The 16,836-nt window shown below is 67.4% G+C and carries 9 protein-coding genes; 4 read left to right on the forward strand and 5 right to left on the reverse strand.

The genetic code is table 11. The features are described 5' to 3' along the window. Positions 1 to 232: 232 nt before the first annotated feature. Complete coding sequence (locus tag LO787_RS19005; RefSeq protein WP_232492547.1) at positions 233 to 3,094, forward strand: TonB-dependent receptor; 2,862 nt, start codon at positions 233 to 235, stop codon at positions 3,092 to 3,094. A gap of 86 nt (positions 3,095 to 3,180) precedes the next feature. Continuing rightward, positions 3,181 to 4,428: a family 43 glycosylhydrolase gene (locus tag LO787_RS19010; protein ID WP_232492548.1), complete on the forward strand. Its 1,248-nt coding sequence runs from the start codon at positions 3,181 to 3,183 to the stop codon at positions 4,426 to 4,428. Positions 4,429 to 4,720: 292 nt separating this feature from the next. Here the strand turns inward: LO787_RS19010 and rfbA are convergent, their stop codons facing one another. Further along, complete coding sequence (gene rfbA, locus LO787_RS19015; protein ID WP_232492549.1) at positions 4,721 to 5,656, reverse strand: glucose-1-phosphate thymidylyltransferase RfbA; 936 nt, start codon at positions 5,654 to 5,656, stop codon at positions 4,721 to 4,723. Then, positions 5,653 to 6,711 (reverse strand): dTDP-glucose 4,6-dehydratase, encoded by a 1,059-nt coding sequence (gene rfbB, locus LO787_RS19020; RefSeq protein WP_232492550.1) that lies wholly within the window; start codon positions 6,709 to 6,711, stop codon positions 5,653 to 5,655. Before rfbB ends, rfbA begins: the two co-directional genes overlap by 4 nt. A 481-nt stretch (positions 6,712 to 7,192) precedes the next feature. On the opposite strand from rfbB, the gene LO787_RS19025 reads away from it, so the two are divergent. After that, positions 7,193 to 8,074, forward strand: coding sequence for a response regulator transcription factor (locus tag LO787_RS19025; RefSeq protein WP_232492551.1), 882 nt, complete (start codon positions 7,193 to 7,195; stop codon positions 8,072 to 8,074). A 154-nt stretch (positions 8,075 to 8,228) separates the two neighbouring features. Beyond that, complete coding sequence (locus LO787_RS19030) at positions 8,229 to 8,462, forward strand: response regulator transcription factor (protein WP_232492552.1); 234 nt, start codon at positions 8,229 to 8,231, stop codon at positions 8,460 to 8,462. Positions 8,463 to 8,501: 39 nt separating this feature from the next. Here the strand turns inward: LO787_RS19030 and LO787_RS19035 are convergent, their stop codons facing one another. Genes LO787_RS19035 through LO787_RS19045 form a run of 3 tightly spaced genes read right to left on the reverse strand, consistent with a single transcriptional unit; the run spans position 8,502 to position 16,800 of the window. Continuing rightward, on the reverse strand, positions 8,502 to 9,188 hold the full coding sequence (locus LO787_RS19035; protein ID WP_232492553.1) for a 4'-phosphopantetheinyl transferase family protein: 687 nt from the start codon (positions 9,186 to 9,188) through the stop codon (positions 8,502 to 8,504). 14 nt (positions 9,189 to 9,202) lie between these two features. Further along, on the reverse strand, positions 9,203 to 10,189 hold the full coding sequence (locus LO787_RS19040) for a glycosyltransferase family 2 protein (protein WP_232492554.1): 987 nt from the start codon (positions 10,187 to 10,189) through the stop codon (positions 9,203 to 9,205). Beyond that, complete coding sequence (locus LO787_RS19045) at positions 10,186 to 16,800, reverse strand: type I polyketide synthase (RefSeq protein WP_232492555.1); 6,615 nt, start codon at positions 16,798 to 16,800, stop codon at positions 10,186 to 10,188. Before LO787_RS19045 ends, LO787_RS19040 begins: the two co-directional genes overlap by 4 nt. Positions 16,801 to 16,836 lie beyond the last annotated feature (36 nt).

Here is a 16,836-nt window from a genome sequence, read left to right on the forward strand (position 1 = left end):
CTCGCAATGACGAAATGGGGGTCCGCATCACCCATTCTCCACCACCGATGCACCGACTGCATCGATCAAGCCCCTTTTCGCGCACGAACCCGCAACGCACCGCGCCTATCAATCTGGCGTTGTTGCTAATGTCTGACACCGGTAGCAGGCTATCCATAAAAGGGAGGCTGGGCCGGTCAAGGCGAGGACGGGAAAGTCCCGCTTCGCCGGTCACGCTTGGGGAGGAAACAGGGTGCGTAATTCCGCAATTCTTCGTCGTCGTCTCGTGCGCGGTGCGTCCGCCACGGTGCTTGCCATCGCCTGCGTCTCGCCGGCCATCGCGCAGGACGCACAGGACGCGCAGATTTCCGAAGACGGCGCGACGCCCGCCGACATCATCGTGACGGGCTTCCGCAACTCGGTGCAGAGCGCGCAGGCGGTGAAGCGCGAATCCACCGCTGCGGTGGACGTCATCAAGGCCGAGGACGTCGCCAAGTTCCCCGATAACAACCTCGCGGAATCGCTCCAGCGCATCCCCGGCGTCGCCATCTCCCGCGAAGGCGGTGAAGGTCGCGCGATCTCGGTGCGCGGCCTTGGTCCCGAATACACCCGCGTGCGCATCAACGGCATGGAAGCCGTGGCGACCACCGGCGGTTCGGACGCGGGCGGCGGCGTGAACCGTGGCCGCGGCTTCGACTTCAACATCTTCGCCTCGGAACTGTTCAACTCGCTGACCGTGCGCAAGACCGCCTCGGCTTCGGTCGAGGAAGGCTCGCTCGGCGCCACGGTGGACCTGCAGGCCGCGCGTCCGCTGGACTTCAAGGACGACTTCGTCGTCGCCGGTTCGGCCCGCGCAGGCTACAATGATCTGTCGAAGGCATGGGATCCGCGCCTTGCGGGCCTCGTCAGCTGGCAGAACGCGGAAGGCACCTTCGGCGTCCTCGCCTCGGCCGCCTATTCCACCCGCACCATCGAGGAAGAAGGCCACTCGACCGTCCGCTGGAGCCCGTCCGGTGTCAACGGCGGGTTCAACGCCGCCTCCACCCTCCCCGGCTGGACCAATGCGCGGATCAACGCCGCGCCCGCCGCCGACGGATCGAACTGGGGCGACCTGCTCTACCACCCGCGCATTCCCCGCTACGACACCTGGAAGAACGACATCAAGCGCCTCGGCCTGACCGGTGCTATCCAGTGGAAGCCCTCGGATCGCACCGAAATCGTCGTCGAAGGACTCTATGCGAAGTCCAAGACGCAGCGCTGGGAAAACTACATCGAGGCGCTGTCGTTCAGCCGCTCGGGCGCGTCGGGCAAGTCGCAGACGATCATCCGCGACGGTGAGGTCGATGCCAACAACTCGCTGGTCTACGGTGTGTTCGACGACGTCGACATGCGCATCGAATCGCGCCACGACCGTTTCAGCACCACCTTCTACCAGTACAACACCGTGCTGAAGCAGGAGCTGAGCGACACCTTCCGCCTCAACGCCTACGCGGGCTACTCCAAGTCCAAGTTCGACAGCCCCGAGCAGACCACCGTCGTGCTCGACCGCCAGAACTCGGACGGCTTCTCGTGGGATTACCGCGACAACAGCCGCAAGCCGACGATCAACTGGGGCTTCGATCCCAGCGATCCGGCAAGCTGGTCGTTCACCAACGGCACCTCGGACGTCCGCATCCGCCAGAACGAGGTCACCAACGACTACCTCTCGACCAAGCTGGGCGCGGAGTGGGACGTGACCGACGGCTTCAAGGTGTCGTTCGGCGGCGAATACCGCCGCTTCCGCTACGACACCTTCGAGAGCCGCCGCTTCGTGGCCGAGACGCAGTCCGGCACGCTGACCGCCGCGCAGGTCGCCGCGCTGACGAAGCCGTTCAACGGCCAGACCGGCGATCCCAGCCGCTCGGGGTACGTGATCCCCGACCTGCAGGGCTTCATCGACACGCTCGACATCTACTGCAACTGCGTGACCACCATCAACGGCCGCTCGGTGGACTTCCGGGTCAACGGGCGTGACGTGGCGGGCTCCAACCCCAACGCGACCGCGGCGAGCAACACCGGCTCGATCAAGGAAGTCGACAAGGCGGCCTGGTTCCAGATCGATTTCGAGCGCGAGATCGGCGGCATCATGTTCCGCGGCGACGCGGGCGTGCGCTACGTCCGCACCGGCCAGACCTCGTTCGGCTATGGCCTCGCCAGCGGCACCGCCACGCCGATCACCGTCAAGCGCAGCTACGAGAACTGGCTGCCCTCGATGAACCTCGTCGCCGAGATCACGCCTGACTTCCTGCTGCGCTTCGGCGCCGCGCAGGTCATCACCCGTCCGGGCCTCGGCGCACTGTCGCCCGGCGGCAACCTCGTGCTGCAGCAGGCGAACCAGGTCTTCAACCAGGGCAACCCGTACCTGAACCCGACCGAGGCGTTCAACCTCGACTTCTCGGCCGAGTGGTACTTCGCCCCGGGCTCGCTGATCGGCGTCAGCCTGTTCCAGAAGGACATCGGCTCGCTCTCGGGCACGCAGATCTCCACGCTGGTGCCCTACGACCAGCTCGGCTTCCCGCTGAACCTCGCCACCGACCAGGGCCTGCCCACCAACGTCCCCGTCACCGTGCGCCGCACGATCAACGGCGACGGCGGCAAGCTGCGCGGCTTCGAGGTCAACTACCAGCACCAGCTGGACTTCCTGCCCGGCATCCTCAGCAACCTCGGCGTGCTGGCAAACTACACCTACGTCAAGGCGGACCTGAAGTACCCCGGCCCGGGCGGCTTCGGCACCGTCACCGGCCCGCTGACCAACCTGTCGAAGCACACCGCCAACGGCACGCTGTTCTACGAGGACAAGCTGCTGTCGGTGCGCGGTTCGGTGTCCTACCGTTCGGGCTACGTCGAAGCCTTCGGCGGCGGCGCGCGTGAACAGAGCACCGAGGAAGGCGTCAACAGCGCGATCAACGTCGATGCCTCGATCGGCATCAACCTGAACGAACAGATCACCCTCACCATCGAGGGCAACAACCTCACCAACGAGGTCAAGGACATGTACATCGGCGATGCCGACCGCGTCGTCCTCAACCACAGCTTCGGTCGCCAGTTCTACTTCGGCGTCCGCTTCAAGTACTGACGGCCTGTCCCGGTCCTGCAACGCGCAGGGCCGGGATTTTTTCGATCTGAGAATGATAGCGCTATCTGAAATTGGGGAGAGTTGACGTGACCAAAGGCTTCGAGATCAGCCGCCGCGCAGTGGTAGCCGGAGGGCTGGCGCTGGCGACCACGCGCCCCTCCCTCGCTCTGGCCGCAGAACCGCTCAAGCGTCCGCCCTTCCCGATCGAGGATGACAATGGCCGTCCCATCGCCCCGCCGCCGCCCGGCTACTACGACGTCGCCACACGCAGCGGCCCCGGCCTGCCCGTCACGCCCGAAACCGAGCGCGGCGGCTGGGTGACGAGCGAAGCGGCGGTGGACCGCAAGGGCGTGCGCTTCAAGGGCCCCGGCAAGCCGCCGAAGAACGCCCTCCCGTGGGGCGATTCCGATTCCGGCCGCGTCGTCACGCAGGGGCTGATCCCGCCGGTGAAGCCCCTGATCCACGTCCACTTGCGCGACACCATCGTGTGCCTTGGCGGCGACGGATTCTACTACATGACCGGCTCCACCGGCGACGACATCTGGAAGGCCAACGACGGCATCGAGCTGTGGCGCTCGCCCGACCTGAAGCAGTGGGACTACCTCGGCCTCGTCTGGAGCATCGAGCGCGACGGCGGCTGGGAAAAGCAGTGGACCGTGCGCAAAGGCGACTATTTCCGCGCGATCTGGGCGCCGGAGATCCACTTCATCAACGGCAACTACTACATCTGCCATTCGATCAGCCGGTCGGGCATCGCGATCCTGCGCAGCACCACCGGCAAGGCGACCGGGCCTTACGTCCACGCCTTCTCGCCCGACAAGCCGCTGAGGAACGGCATCGACGCCACCCTGTTCGGCGACGACGACGGCACCGTCTACCTGACATACGGCGGCGCCTTCGAGATGGTGCGCCTCAAGCCCGACCTTTCGGGCTACGACGGGGACTGGCAGGAAGTCACGCTGGAGACGCCCGATCCGGACCCGTCGCACCACAACAAGAAGTGCGTGCGCCGCGACTACAAGGACATCGGCTTCGAAGGCGCGACGATGTTCAAGCACGACGGCAAATACTACCTCGGCGCCGTCGACCGCTTCCACCCCAACCGCTACTCGTTCGCGCTGGCGACCTCGGACAAGCCCTTCGGCCCCTACCGCGACCGCTACGAAAGCGTGCCCTGCGGCGGCGGCGGCAACATCTTCAAGGACAAGGAAGGCCGCTGGTGGTGTACCATCTTCGGCAACGACGACGAAGCCCCCTTCCGCGAAAAGCCCGGCATCGTCCCCGCCCGCATGGACGAGAAGGGACATCTGGTGGCGGATTTCGCGCCGAGGTGAACGCGTCGTCCCGGACTTGATCCGGGACCGTGGCCTGTCTTTAGGCAAGCGTTTCGGCGCGACCCTTCGACAAGCTCAGGGTGAGCGGGGTTGGTGTAATGACAACCCCTAACCCCGCTCAGGCTGAGCTTGTCGAAGCTCTCGCAACCAAGCCGGATACCCTGCCTTTGAATCGTCATTGCGAGCAGCGAAGCTGCGCGGCAATCCAGCGCCGCGCGAGCCGCGTGGATTGCTTCGCGACGCTCGCAATGACGAAGTTTGTTCCACGAATTCCAATAACGACGCCCGCCCCTCACTGCACCGAGGGATGCGGTGTCAGTTCCAGCAACGCGGGCGGCACCGGCAGTTCGGGCGTGACCATCGACTGCGCCAGCACGCCGCGCAGGTAGCGCGCGTAGTCCGACTTGCCGAGCCGCGTGATCGCCCGCTCCAGTTCCACCTCGCCGATGAAGCCGCGACGGAAGGCGACTTCCTCGGGGCTGGCGATCTTGGTGCTCTGGCGCTTTTCGAGGATGCGCACGAATTCGGCGGCATCCATCAGGCTGTCGGGCGTGCCGGTGTCGAGCCAGGCATAGCCGCGCCCCATCGTCTCGACCGAAAGCTGGCCCCGCTCGAGATAGATGCGGTTGACGTCGGTGATCTCCAGTTCGCCGCGCGGCGAGGGCTTGAGGTCGGCGGCGATGTCCACCACCTGCCCGTCGTAGAAGTACAGCCCGGTCACCGCCCAGTTGGAGCGCGGTACTGCGGGCTTCTCCTCGATCGACACCGCCCTCATCCGGCCATCGAACTCGACGACGCCGTAGCGGTCGGGATCCTGCACGTGATAGGCGAAGACGGTCGCGCCCCGGGTGCGTGCGGCGGCGTTGCCGAGCATGTCCTGAAGCCCGCCGCCGTGGAAGATGTTGTCGCCGAGGATCAGCGCCGAAGGCTCATTGCCCACGAAATCCGCGCCGATGATGTAGGCCTGCGCCAGCCCGTCGGGGCTCGGCTGCACGGCGTATTCCAGCTCCAGCCCCCACTGCGACCCGTCGCCGAGCAGTTCCTGGAAGGCAGGCAGGTCGCGCGGGGTGGAGATGATGAGGATCTGCCGGATGCCCGCCAGCATCAGCGTGCTGAGCGGGTAGTAGATCATCGGCTTGTCGTAGACCGGCATGAGTTGTTTCGACGTCGCCAGCGTCATCGGATAGAGCCGCGTGCCGCTGCCCCCCGCCAGAATGATCCCCTTCATGCCACGGCCTCCCTGACCAGCCCCAGCCGCTCGCCCTCGTACCGGGCGCGCAGCGGGCGCCACCACCATTCGTTGTCGAGATACCAGCGCACCGTGCGGCTGATGCCGGTCTCGAAAGTCTCCTGCGCCCGCCAGCCGAGTTCCTGCTCCAGCTTGGTCGCGTCGATGGCGTAGCGGGCGTCGTGGCCCGGCCGGTCGGCCACGAAGTCGATCAGGCGCTCGCGCGGGGTGTCGGTCGGCGCGATGGCGTCGAGCATCAGGCAGATGCGGCGCACGACGTCGATGTTGCGCCGCTCGTTGCGGCCGCCGACGTTGTAGGTCTCTCCCGGACGGCCGAGCGAGGCGATGCGCTCCAGCGCGCGAACGTGGTCATCGACGTAGAGCCAGTCGCGCACGTTCTCGCCCCGTCCGTAGACGGGCAGGCGGCGGCCCTCCAGCGCGTTGATGATGGTGAGCGGGATCAGCTTCTCGGGGAAGTGATAGGGCCCGTAGTTGTTCGAGCAGTTCGAAACCACCACCGGCAGCCCGTAAGTACGGTGCCAGGCCTTCGCCAGATGGTCCGACGCAGCCTTGGAAGCCGAGTAGGGCGAGCTGGGGTCGTAGGGCGTATCCTCGCGGAACAGCCCCTCGTCGCCGAGCGATCCGTAGACCTCGTCGGTCGAGACGTGGAGGAAGCGGAAGCGGTCGCGGTCCGAAGCCGGCAGGCGCGACCAGTAGTCGCGCGCGACTTCGAGCAGCGTGAAGGTGCCCATCACGTTGGTCGAGACGAAATCGCCCGCGCCGGTGATCGAGCGGTCGACATGGCTTTCCGCCGCGAGGTGCATCACCCGGTCGGGGCGGAACTGCGCGAAGGCGTCCTCCATCGCGGTACGGTCGCAGATGTCGGCGCGCAGGAAGCGGTAGTTCTCCCGCCCGGTCACCGAATGGAGCGATGTCGGGTTACCTGCGTAAGTTAACTTGTCGATGTTGAGTACCTGGTCGCGGCGCGTCTGCACGAGGTAGCGCACCAGCGCCGAGCCGATGAAGCCGGCGCCGCCGGTCACGATCACGCGCATCGGTCGGCGCCCCCCGCCAGTGGCGTCCGGACAGTCTCAGGCGGAATAACGGTCATGATCGAGGCCCCCCGCTCGCCCCCCGGGCGAGGTCAGTCTGCATGCAGCTATGCGCGCAGCCGCAGCATGGGCGGCCCCGCCGGGACAGAGAGCCAGAATTCGCAATTGTCGCCTATTCGGCGATAATGGGGCGGAATATTCTATTCCGACGAAATACCAGTGAGTTTTACGAGGTCCGGCCAAGACTTACCGCATGCATGGTCCGGTACATTCCGGGAGGATACGGCGGAATCGCGCGGCATTGTATTAAACAATACAGTGCAAGGTGCCTTTCGCCCTCCCGCCCGTCATGGGGCAATCGAATATGCCGAGAGACACCCCCCGATCCGAGGCGGGATTTTACGGCATTGTCAAAATTTTAATGATGATACATGGTTGTTAGAACGAATGGGGGCACAATGCAGAGAGGGGCATACGAACCGACATGCCGGCATCCATTTCCATTGCAATCCGAAACTCGATCATTCGCGAAGGTCTTCGCCGGATATTCATGGATGCATGCTTCGAGGTCGCTGAATCGGTATCGGACCTCGACGATCTCAACCTGAGTTTCTACGCATCGAGCGAACAGCACATCCTCGTCATCGAACGCGATTTGCTGCAAGACAATTGTGCAGCAATCCTCGAACGGATGCAGCATGACCATGCGAACCTGAGGATCGTAGTCCTTACCGGTACTTTCGATTTCGATGAAATGGTCGCGCTCTATGCTTCGGGCGCCTATGCCTATTTCCCGGACAACGTGCCTTACCTCTCGTTAGTCGCGATCCTGCAGATGGTGTCCAACGGGCAGAAGGTGGCGCCGCCCGAAGTGATCGACTTCCTGGTCTCGATGCCCGCCGCATCGCGCCCGACCGCCTCCGGCCCGTCGCTGGACGCCTACAAGTTCCGCGAACGCGAACTGCGGGTGCTGGAACAGCTCGCGCTCGGCCAGCCGAACAAGGCGATCTCGCGCGAGATGGGCATCAACGAAACCGCCGTGAAAGCCGCGGTGAAGGCCATCCTGCGCAAGCTGGGGGTGGAGAACCGCACCCAGGCCGCCGTCATGGCGCGCGAGCTTGTCCGGCAGCCGGGGTCCGAGGATACGGAGACGACCGCCGAACAGCCGCCCGAAGAACCCGAAGCGGACCTGTTCAGCGCGCATGACTCGACCGTGCGTCCGTTCGGTGGCGGCGGTGGTTCGCGAGCCATCGGAATGGAGCGAACCATCACAGATTCCAGAAACAATTTGTTGCAGGCAGTAATTAGGAAGACATCTATCTGCCTTTGTTACTTTCAGGTCTTCCACTTGGCCTGCCTGTCCTGATTTTTCGGAATCCCATTTTAGCACTCTTCGACACCCTAAAGAGCTCATTCGATAGGTATATTCCCTCAAAATATACCGTGACTCTCCGTTAGAGCGATGCGACATTGCGTTTGTGGGGTTAACTTACTCCATTATGAGTCTAAGGGGGTTTTACATGTATCGAATAGAGGGAACCGAGAACGTCCAGCTGACTTCGCGCGAGATGGATGTGCTTCAATTCGTTGCCATGGGTCGTTCCGCCAAGGAGACCGCCATCGAACTGAACATCGCTCCGTGTACTGTCGAGCGCCACGTCGAAAACGTCCGCCTGAAGACGCGCACGCGCAACCGCGCGCACATGATCGCCTACGTCATTCGCGAAGGCCTGCTCCAGTCCGAGGCCAACTGAGCGTAGATATGCATGCAAAGAATGTCGGAATTCTAGTTTCTAGAACTGGCCTCTCCGGGCCCAAGACATCAGCATACCGCCCTTCGGGTCGATAACATCGCTTTCTACTGTTTCACCTTCGATAAATACGTTTCTCAGGCCGCAGCCAACGCCGCATTCGAACGACGACGGGGCAATCGAGAGCCCCCTGCCAAGCGCCTTTGAACACGCTTCCTTCCTGACCCAGACCGTCAGGAACGCATGGTCGCCCATAACCGCAGACCTACCGCCCAACTGGGCCACTTCACGATCCGTATAGTACATCGAGGCGAGTCCCGCCGTATCGTCGATCGCGCGCACCTGCTCGATGTCGATGCCGATCTCCGCGTCCATCGCCAGCGCCACCAGCGCATGGCTGCCGGTGTAGCTCATGCTGCACTGCACCTGCCGCATCTCCAGGAGATGCGGCTTGCCGTAGTCGTTGCGGCCGTAGCGCTGCCGCCTTGCGGAAATGCCGAAACCGGCCTCCACCAGCAGCCGCATGGCCCCGTGCGCCGCACGGTAGCGGCGCGCCAGATCATCCACCGTGAAGCGAGCCGCGCGCTGCGTCTCCTCGTCCGAAAGCAGGTCGGCCAGCGCGGATTGCGGGCCTTTGCGGGCGCTTACCAGCCAGAGCGGGAACGGCGCCGCGATTCGCTCGCCGTCGATGCCGTGGGCGCGCAGGGTCTCTGCGAAATCCTCTCCCATCCCAGTGCCCTGCCTCAGCGGCGGACCGGCGACAGCATGCCGTGGCGCACGAAGTCGCTCAGCAGCCGGGGCGGATCCTCGCGCGGGGCCCGGCGCAGCAGCTGCTTGGCAAGGTAGGCGACATGTCCTGCGATCCACGCGATGTCCGCCGCCAGCGCATAGGCGCGCCCGTGGTTCTTGCGGAAGTAGCGGCGGCGCGAGGCGAACCAGTAGCCCGGCACTCGGCGTGCCACAGCGCCCTGCCCGGTGACGCCGGTGCTCTGCCCGGCGATGTGCAGCACGACCGGGCGCGGCGCATACCAGCACTGCCAGCCCATCGCCCGCGCCGTGCGGCAGAAATCGGTCTCCTCGTAATAGAGGAAATACCCCTCGTCGAAGCGCAGCCCCTGTTCGAGCAGCTCGCGGCGCACCGCCACGCTCGCACCCGATACCCAGTCGGCCTGCTCGGCGCGGCCGTCCATGGTGCGCACGACGGCGTGGCGCGCGAGCAGGCGCGAGGCCGGGCCCCAGCGCAATGCACGCTCCAGTTCGCCGAGCACCGTCGGGAAGCGGAAGGCGTGCGGCCAGGGCGTGCCGTCGGCCAGCAGCAGCGCCGTGCCGGTGATCCCGGCGCGCGGGGTCGCGGCCATGAAGGTCGCCAGCGCCTGCACCGTGCCCGGCATCACGCGGGTATCGGGATTGAGCAGCCAGACCGCCCGGCTGCGCCCGCTGCGCAGCGAATGTTCGATGCCCAGGTTGCAGCCCGCGCCGAACCCGCCGTTGACCGAGGAAGGGATCAGCGTGACCCAGTCCCAGCCGCGCGCCTCGATCGCCGCCTGCACCAGTTCGGCCGAACCGTCGCCCGATGCATTGTCGACCACGATCGCGCGCAGGCGCGCTCCCCCGAGGCGCTCGGCATCGAGGCTGGCGAGGCAGTCGAGCACCAGCGGGCCGGTGCGGTAATTGACGATGACGACATCGATCGGGAAGACCAGTGCCGAGGAATAGCTGCGCGCGGTCATTCTGCTGCCTGCTCGAAATAGTCGAAACGCTCTTCATGGGCGGCCATCGCGCGGCTCCAGGGGCCATGCTCCGACAGCGCATCGTCGAGCGCGCTCTGGAACAGCGGCGCCAGCGTCGCGACGTGGGGCTCCTGAAGGTTGGAGCTGTGGCCGCCGGGGACGTCGAGGATCACGATATCCTCGCGCACCCGCTTGCCCCAGCCCAGCGCGTAGTCGCGATAGACCATGCGATAGGGCGTATCGTCGACGATGCCGGTATCGTCCGATGCCTTGAACAGCGCGACGCTGGCCGACTGGAGCACGCCCATCGGGCGGTGCTCCTTGTGCGCCACTTCGTAGAGCTTGAGGAACGGGATCGCGGGCGATCCGGCCTCGGCCACGGGAAGCGCATCCTCCGCGCCGCGCAGGGACTGGACGGTGCGCCGGTCCTGCGCCTGCCGCAGCCGCGATCCGACTTCCCAGCGCACGAGGTTCCACGCCCTCCGCCCGAGGTCGGGCAGCACGTGCAGCGCGCTGGTGGACCGCAGCGAGGCGGTGACACGGGACAGGCGGGTGCGGGTCTCGCCGAAGCGGAACTTGCGCGCCTCCACATCGGCGGCGTCGATGATGCCGACGAAGGCGACCTGCTCGCCCATCGCCTGCAGCTGCTGCGCCATCTCGAAGGCGATGACGCCGCCTGCGCACAGGCCCGCCAGCAGGTACGGCCCCTGCGGCTGCACCGCGCGGACTTTCCCGAGGTGGTAGGCCGCCATCTCGTCGATGCGGGTGTGGGCGTAGTTGCCGTCCGCCTTGCGCAGCGGTTCGAGGCCGAGCACCGGGCGCGATCCGTCGAGTCGCAGCGCGAGGCCGCGATAGAGCAGCGTCTCGCCAAGGCCGTCGTGGACGAAGAACAGCGGGGTGCCGGTGCCGCCCTTGCGGATGGTAACGACACCGTGCCCAAAGCCGTCGTCGGCGGGCGCGACGGTGGCGTCGCTCGCCTGGCTGTCGGGGTCGATCACCGCCGCCAGCGCTGCGACGGTCGGCTGGCCGAGCATCGCCGCCAGCGGCAGGGTACGGCCGGTCTTCTTGCGCAAGCGGTTGGTGAACTGCACCGCCAGCAGCGAATGGCCGCCAAGGTCGAAGAAGTTGTCGTGCCGCCCGACCGCATCCATGCCGAGGAGGTCGCACCACAAGTCGGCGATGACCTGTTCGGCGGGGGTCGCGGGCAAGTCCGCCGGATCGCCGCTCGCCGCTTCCCGGCGCGCCGCACGGGGCGGGCTGCGCAGGCGCGAGAGCACGGGTTCGAGGTCGTAGGGCGAGATCACCGTATGCGGGCGGCTGCGGCCCGAAAGCAGGCGGGCGACGATCTCCACGCCCTCTTCGGGGAGGATGCCCTCGACCGATGCGGCAATGTCGTTCGACGCGGCCCTGGCGGCGCGCGGTGGGGCGGAGACGGGCGCGCGGGACAGCTGCGCCGCATCGCCCATGTGCATCATCGTGAACTCGCGCACTTCGGCGAGGACGACGCCGTCGGCATCGGTGATGGTGACGTTGAACACCGCCGTCTGCCCGTCGCTCGACGCGAGGCGGATGTGGCTCCAGATGCGCGCGGGCAGCGGCGCGTGGAGCAGGAAGCGGCGGTAGGTGAACGGCGCGTAGAACTCGCGCGACGGATCGCGGCCGGGGATCAGCGTCTGCGCGCCCGCCGTCGCGAAGTCGAGCAGCGCGGGGTGGAGGCCCATGGCATCCGTCTCGGCGCGGAATTCCTCCGCCAGCTCCAGTTGCAGCAGCGCCTCGCCATGCGGGTTGCCGAGCGCCTGCACCACGTTCTGCCAGCGCGGACCGAAGTCCATCATCGGCTGGTCCTCCGCACCGCAGATCGCCGGGAGGCAGCGCTCGGCGATGGCGCCGAGGTCCAGCGCATTGCGCAGCGGGGTGAGCGTGTGCGGCCTGACGACGCCGTGCGCGTGCTCGGTCCATTCGCCCTGCTCGCCCTCGGTGCGGCCAAGGATGGTGACCTTCCACCCGCTCGCGCCGCGCTTGCGGACGTGGACGCGCAAGGCGCGCTCCGTGCCGTCGGGCACCGCGAAGGGCTTGAGGAAGGTGAAGTCGGACAGCTCCAGCGCACCCTTGTGAACCAGCGCAACTGCTGCCCGTGACATCTCCAGGAAAGATGTCCCGGGCAGCAGCGCACCGGCATCGACGACGCGATGCTCATCGAGCACCCAATGCCGCACGGGGGTTAGGATGCCGGTGACCACAAACTCGTCTTCGGAAATGGTGCAGAGCCGTTCGAGGAACGGATGGTCGATCGCCTTGCCGGTGCCGAGATCCTCGGGAAGCGTGGCGGGTCCGCCCTCGCGCCCGCCGAGCGATGCGGCCATGCCGACTTCGGCCCACTGGCTCCAGCCGACCGACTGCACCCGCGTGACGGGATCGCGGCGGCGCGATTGGGCATAGGCGTCGAGGAAGGCGTTGGCGGCGGCATAGTCGACCTGCCCCGGCAGGCCCGCGAAGGCGCTGACCGAGGAGAACAGCAGCAGGAAGCCGGGCTTCTGGCCCTTCAGCGCTTCCTCCAGCGCCAGCGTGCCCGCGATCTTGGGGCGCAGCACGGCTTCGACGGCGGGGCGTGTGCGGGTCTCGATGAGCCCGTCGTCGAGCGCGCCGGCGGCATGGAACACGCCGTCCACCGGGCCGAAGCGGGCGACGGCGGCCCGGATGCCCTTGGCCAGCGCGCGGGCGTCGGCGACATCGGCGACGATCAGCTCCACTTCGCCGCCCGCCGCTTCGAGGGCGAGGAGGCGGCGGACCTTGTCCTCGACACCCAGCGGCAGGTCGCCGCGGGAAAGACGCTCGGCCCATTCGCCGCGCGGCGGCAGGGCGCTGCGACCGACGAGGACGAGGCGGGCCTTGCAGACGCGCGCCAGATGGTCCGCGATCGACAGGCCGAGGCCGCCGAGGCCGCCGGTGACGACGTAGACGCCGCCCTCGCGCAGCCAGGTCGCCTGCCCCTCGGCCAGCGGCTCGCGGGCGTTGCGGTAGCTCTGCACCCAGCGTTCGCCGCCGCGCAGGGCGACGTCGCCGGTCATGCAGCCGCGCCGTGCGCGGTCGAGCGAGACTTCCTCGATCAGCGCGTCGAAATCTGCGGCACCGGCGTCGATGTCGATCGCGCGCACCTCGATGGCGGGATATTCGGCGGTGACGGAGCGGGCCGCGCCCACCGCCGTCGCCTTGAGCGGCACCAGCGACGCATCGCCCGCGACGCGCTGCGCGTCGGTGGTGACGAGGGCGATGACCGCCGCCGCCTCATCCACCTGTGCGGCAAGTTCGGGGACCATGGCGATGAGAGCGTGCAGCCCCCGGTCGAGGATCGCGGCATCGCGACGGCGCGGCGCGGCGACCGCGCCGGTCAGCCAGCAATGGTAGATCTGCTTGGGCGTGCGTCCGTCCTTCGCCAGATGCACGAACAGCCGCGACCAGTCATCCCGCACGTCGGGCCGCAGCGCGAAGGCATCCGCCGCGCTGGCCGAGAAGCGGGCGGCGGCACGCACCGTCACCGTCTCCACCCCGCGCTCGCGCAGGCGGGCGGCAAGGCCGTCGCCGAAGCCGTCGTCATCGCACAGCACCATCGCCGGGCCGACCGGATCGGCGGTCTCGGCAAGGTTCTCCCGGCTCCACACCGGCTCGTAGCCCCAGTCGTCGAGGCCGAGGCGCGCCTCGGGATCGCCCTGGGCCTGCGCGCCGTGCAGCGTCGCGCCGGGTTCGATCCAGTGGCGTTCACGGTCGAAGCGGTAGGTCGGCAGCGGCACGCGGCAGCGCACTTCCTCGCCCCACCACGCCGCCCAGTCCACCTCGACGCCGAGCGCCCAGAGTTCGCCGAGCGCCTCCATCACGCGCTGGTCGTCGGCCACGTCCTCACCCGAATGGCGCATCGAGGCGACCACCGGCTGCGTAGGCTTGCGGGCCGGATGCTGGCGGGCAAGGCTGGTCATGGCGCGGCCCGGGCCGACTTCCAGCAGCACCTGATCCGCCTCTGCCAGCAGGCATTCGAGGCCGTCGGTATAGCGCACCGGCTCGCGCAGGTGGCGCACCCAGTACTCGGGATCGGTCGCTTCCGCGGCGCTCACCCAGCGGCCCGTCAGGTTCGAGGCGAAGGGGATCTGCGGCGCGCGGAAGGCGATCGTGCGCAGCAGGGCGCGGAATTCCGGCAGGATCGGATCGAGCATCGCCGAATGCGCGGCGACCTCGATGGGGATCGCCTGCGCCTCGATCTCACGCGCGTGAAGCTCGGCGTGGAAGGCCGCGATGGCCTCCGCCCCGCCCGACACGACGCAGAGCGCGGGCGCGTTGATCGTGGCGATGGAGACGTCCGGCGGCAGCATCGGCGCCAGTTCGGCCTCGGGCAGCGGCACCGAGATCATGCCGCCCTTTGCGGTCGTCTCGAACAGGCGGCCGCGCGCGTGGACGATGCGCAGGCCGGCTTCGAGGTCGATGACGCCCGCGATGTGCGCAGCGGCATATTCGCCGCAGCTGTGGCCGATCATCGCGGCGGGCTCGATGCCGAGGCGCATCCAGAAGCGCGCCAGCGCGGTCTGGACGATGAACAGCGCGGGCAGCGCGTTGGAGGGCCGCTCAAGCTGCGTCGCCGCCTCGGCGCGGTCCGCCTCCACCGGGAACAGCCAGCGGCGCAGGTCGGGCACGCCGATGCGCGAGAGGGTGGCGAGGCCCTTGTCCACGTCGGCGCGGAAGGCGGCGTCGCTTTCATGCAGGCCGCGCGCCATGTCGACATGCTGCAACCCGCCGCCGCAGAACTGGAAGGCCACCGGACGACCGGGCACGCAAGGCGCCTTGGCCGAACCGTGGCGCGCGGCGGCGTCAAGCGCGGCGCTCGCCCCGGCGGCATCCCCGGCCACCGCGAAACGCCGCCAGCCGAGATGACGGCGACCGCTCTGGAGCGTGAAGGCGGCATCGGCGAGAGCGCGGGCGGCATCGTCGGGCGTGGATTGCTTCGCTTCGCTCGCAATGACGAAGTGTTGGCCCTCACCAGCTTCGACGAGGTGCTCCCCTCCCCTCCCTTCGTCATTGCGAGCGACGAAGTCGCGCGGCAATCCAGCGGCATCGCCATCCGCCATGGATTGCTTCGCTTCGCTCGCAATGACGAGCGGGGCGGACGCCTCGAAATGTCGGGCCAGTGCGCCTGCATTGGCGTCTGCTGCGCTTTGCGTCGCGCCGGACGTCAGCAGCAGCTGGCGGCGACGGCTCGGGCCGCTGGCCGCGCGCGGCGGCGCTTCCTCCATGACGAGATGCGCGTTGGTGCCCCCGACGCCGAGTGAGCTGACCCCGGCGCGACGGGGGCGTTCGTCGCGCCGGAGCCAGGGCGCGCTGGCGGACTGTACGCGGAACAGTCCGGTATCCAGCGCGCATTCGGGATTTGGGGCCCCGAAATGCGGAACGGGCGGCAGCTGCGCATTGCGCATGGCCAGCGCCACCTTGATGACGCCCGCCGCGCCTGCGGCGGTGTCCGTATGGCCGATATTGGCCTTGACCGAGCCGAGCGCGCAGGGCTCGGACCGAGGGCCGGATTGCGAGAAGACCTGCCGCAGCGCCGCGACCTCGATCGGGTCGCCGATGGGCGTGCCGGTGCCGTGCGCCTCGACATAGTCGATGGCCGAGGGGTCGATGCCCGAAACGCCCAGCGCCTCGGCGACGACCGCCGCCTGCCCGTCGACGCTGGGGGCGAGGTAGCCGACCTTGCCCGCGCCGTCGTTGTTGATCGCCGAACCGCGGATCACCGCGTGGATGTGGTCGCCCGCCTCGATGGCGTCCTCGAGCCGGCGCAGCGCCACCACGGCGACGCCGCTGCCGAACACGGTGCCCTTGGAATCCGCGTCGAACGGACGGCACAGGCCGTCGGGCGACAGGATTTCGCCCTGTTCGTAGAGGTAGCCCTGCCGGTGCGGCAGTTCGATCGATGCGCCGCCCGCCAGCGCCATGTCGCACTCGCCCGAGATCAGGCTCTGCGCCGCCATGTGGATGGACACGAGCGAGGTGGAGCACGCGGTCTGCACGTTGATGCTCGGCCCCTTGAGGTCGAACAGGTACGAGACGCGGGTGGTCAGGAAGTCCTTGTCGTTGCTGGTGTGGCGCAGCAGGAACAGGCCGACCTCGTTCACCAGCTTGCCGTTGGTGAGCAGGTTGTAGGGCATGTAGGCGTTGTGGCCCGATCCCGCGAAGACGCCGATCACGCCCCCATCCCCGGCGAAACCCTGCGGGGTATGGCCCGCATCCTCCAGCGCTTCCCACGAACATTCGAGGAAGTGGCGGTGCTGCGGGTCCATCACCGCCGCATCGCGCTTCGACAGGCCGAACAGCGCGGCATCGAAGCATTCCATGTCGGCCAGCGGCGCGCCCCGGCGCACGTAGTCGGGATTGCGCAGCAGCGCGGGCGAGACCCCGGCGGCGAGCAGTTCCTCCTCGGAATAGGTCTCGACGCCGTCGCGACCCTCGCTCAGCATCGACCAGAACTCGTCCGGGCTGCGCGCCCCGGCGAAACGGCAGGCCATGCCGACGATGGCGATCGCACCCGACATGTCGAGCGAGGGATCGAACGGTTCTTCGATGGGCTGGTGCATGACTGTGTCCTGTTAGATCGAAGCGCGCGAACGGAT

Origin of the sequence: Novosphingobium kaempferiae (assembly GCF_021227995.1) — a bacterium.
GTDB classification, from domain to species: Bacteria; Pseudomonadota; Alphaproteobacteria; order Sphingomonadales; family Sphingomonadaceae; genus Novosphingobium; species Novosphingobium kaempferiae.

Excerpts from the sequence above, each read along its gene's own strand:
- rfbA (WP_232492549.1), bottom strand. The coding sequence starts at position 5,656 with ATGAAGGGGATCATTCTGGCGGGGGGCAGCGGCACGCGGCTCTATCCG.
- rfbB (WP_232492550.1), bottom strand. The coding sequence starts at position 6,711 with ATGCGCGTGATCGTGACCGGCGGCGCCGGCTTCATCGGCTCGGCGCTG.
- LO787_RS19025 (WP_232492551.1), top strand. The coding sequence starts at position 7,193 with ATGCCGGCATCCATTTCCATTGCAATCCGAAACTCGATCATTCGCGAA.
- LO787_RS19030 (WP_232492552.1), top strand. The coding sequence starts at position 8,229 with ATGTATCGAATAGAGGGAACCGAGAACGTCCAGCTGACTTCGCGCGAG.
- LO787_RS19035 (WP_232492553.1), bottom strand. The coding sequence starts at position 9,188 with ATGGGAGAGGATTTCGCAGAGACCCTGCGCGCCCACGGCATCGACGGC.
- LO787_RS19040 (WP_232492554.1), bottom strand. The coding sequence starts at position 10,189 with ATGACCGCGCGCAGCTATTCCTCGGCACTGGTCTTCCCGATCGATGTC.
- LO787_RS19045 (WP_232492555.1), bottom strand. The coding sequence starts at position 16,800 with ATGCACCAGCCCATCGAAGAACCGTTCGATCCCTCGCTCGACATGTCG.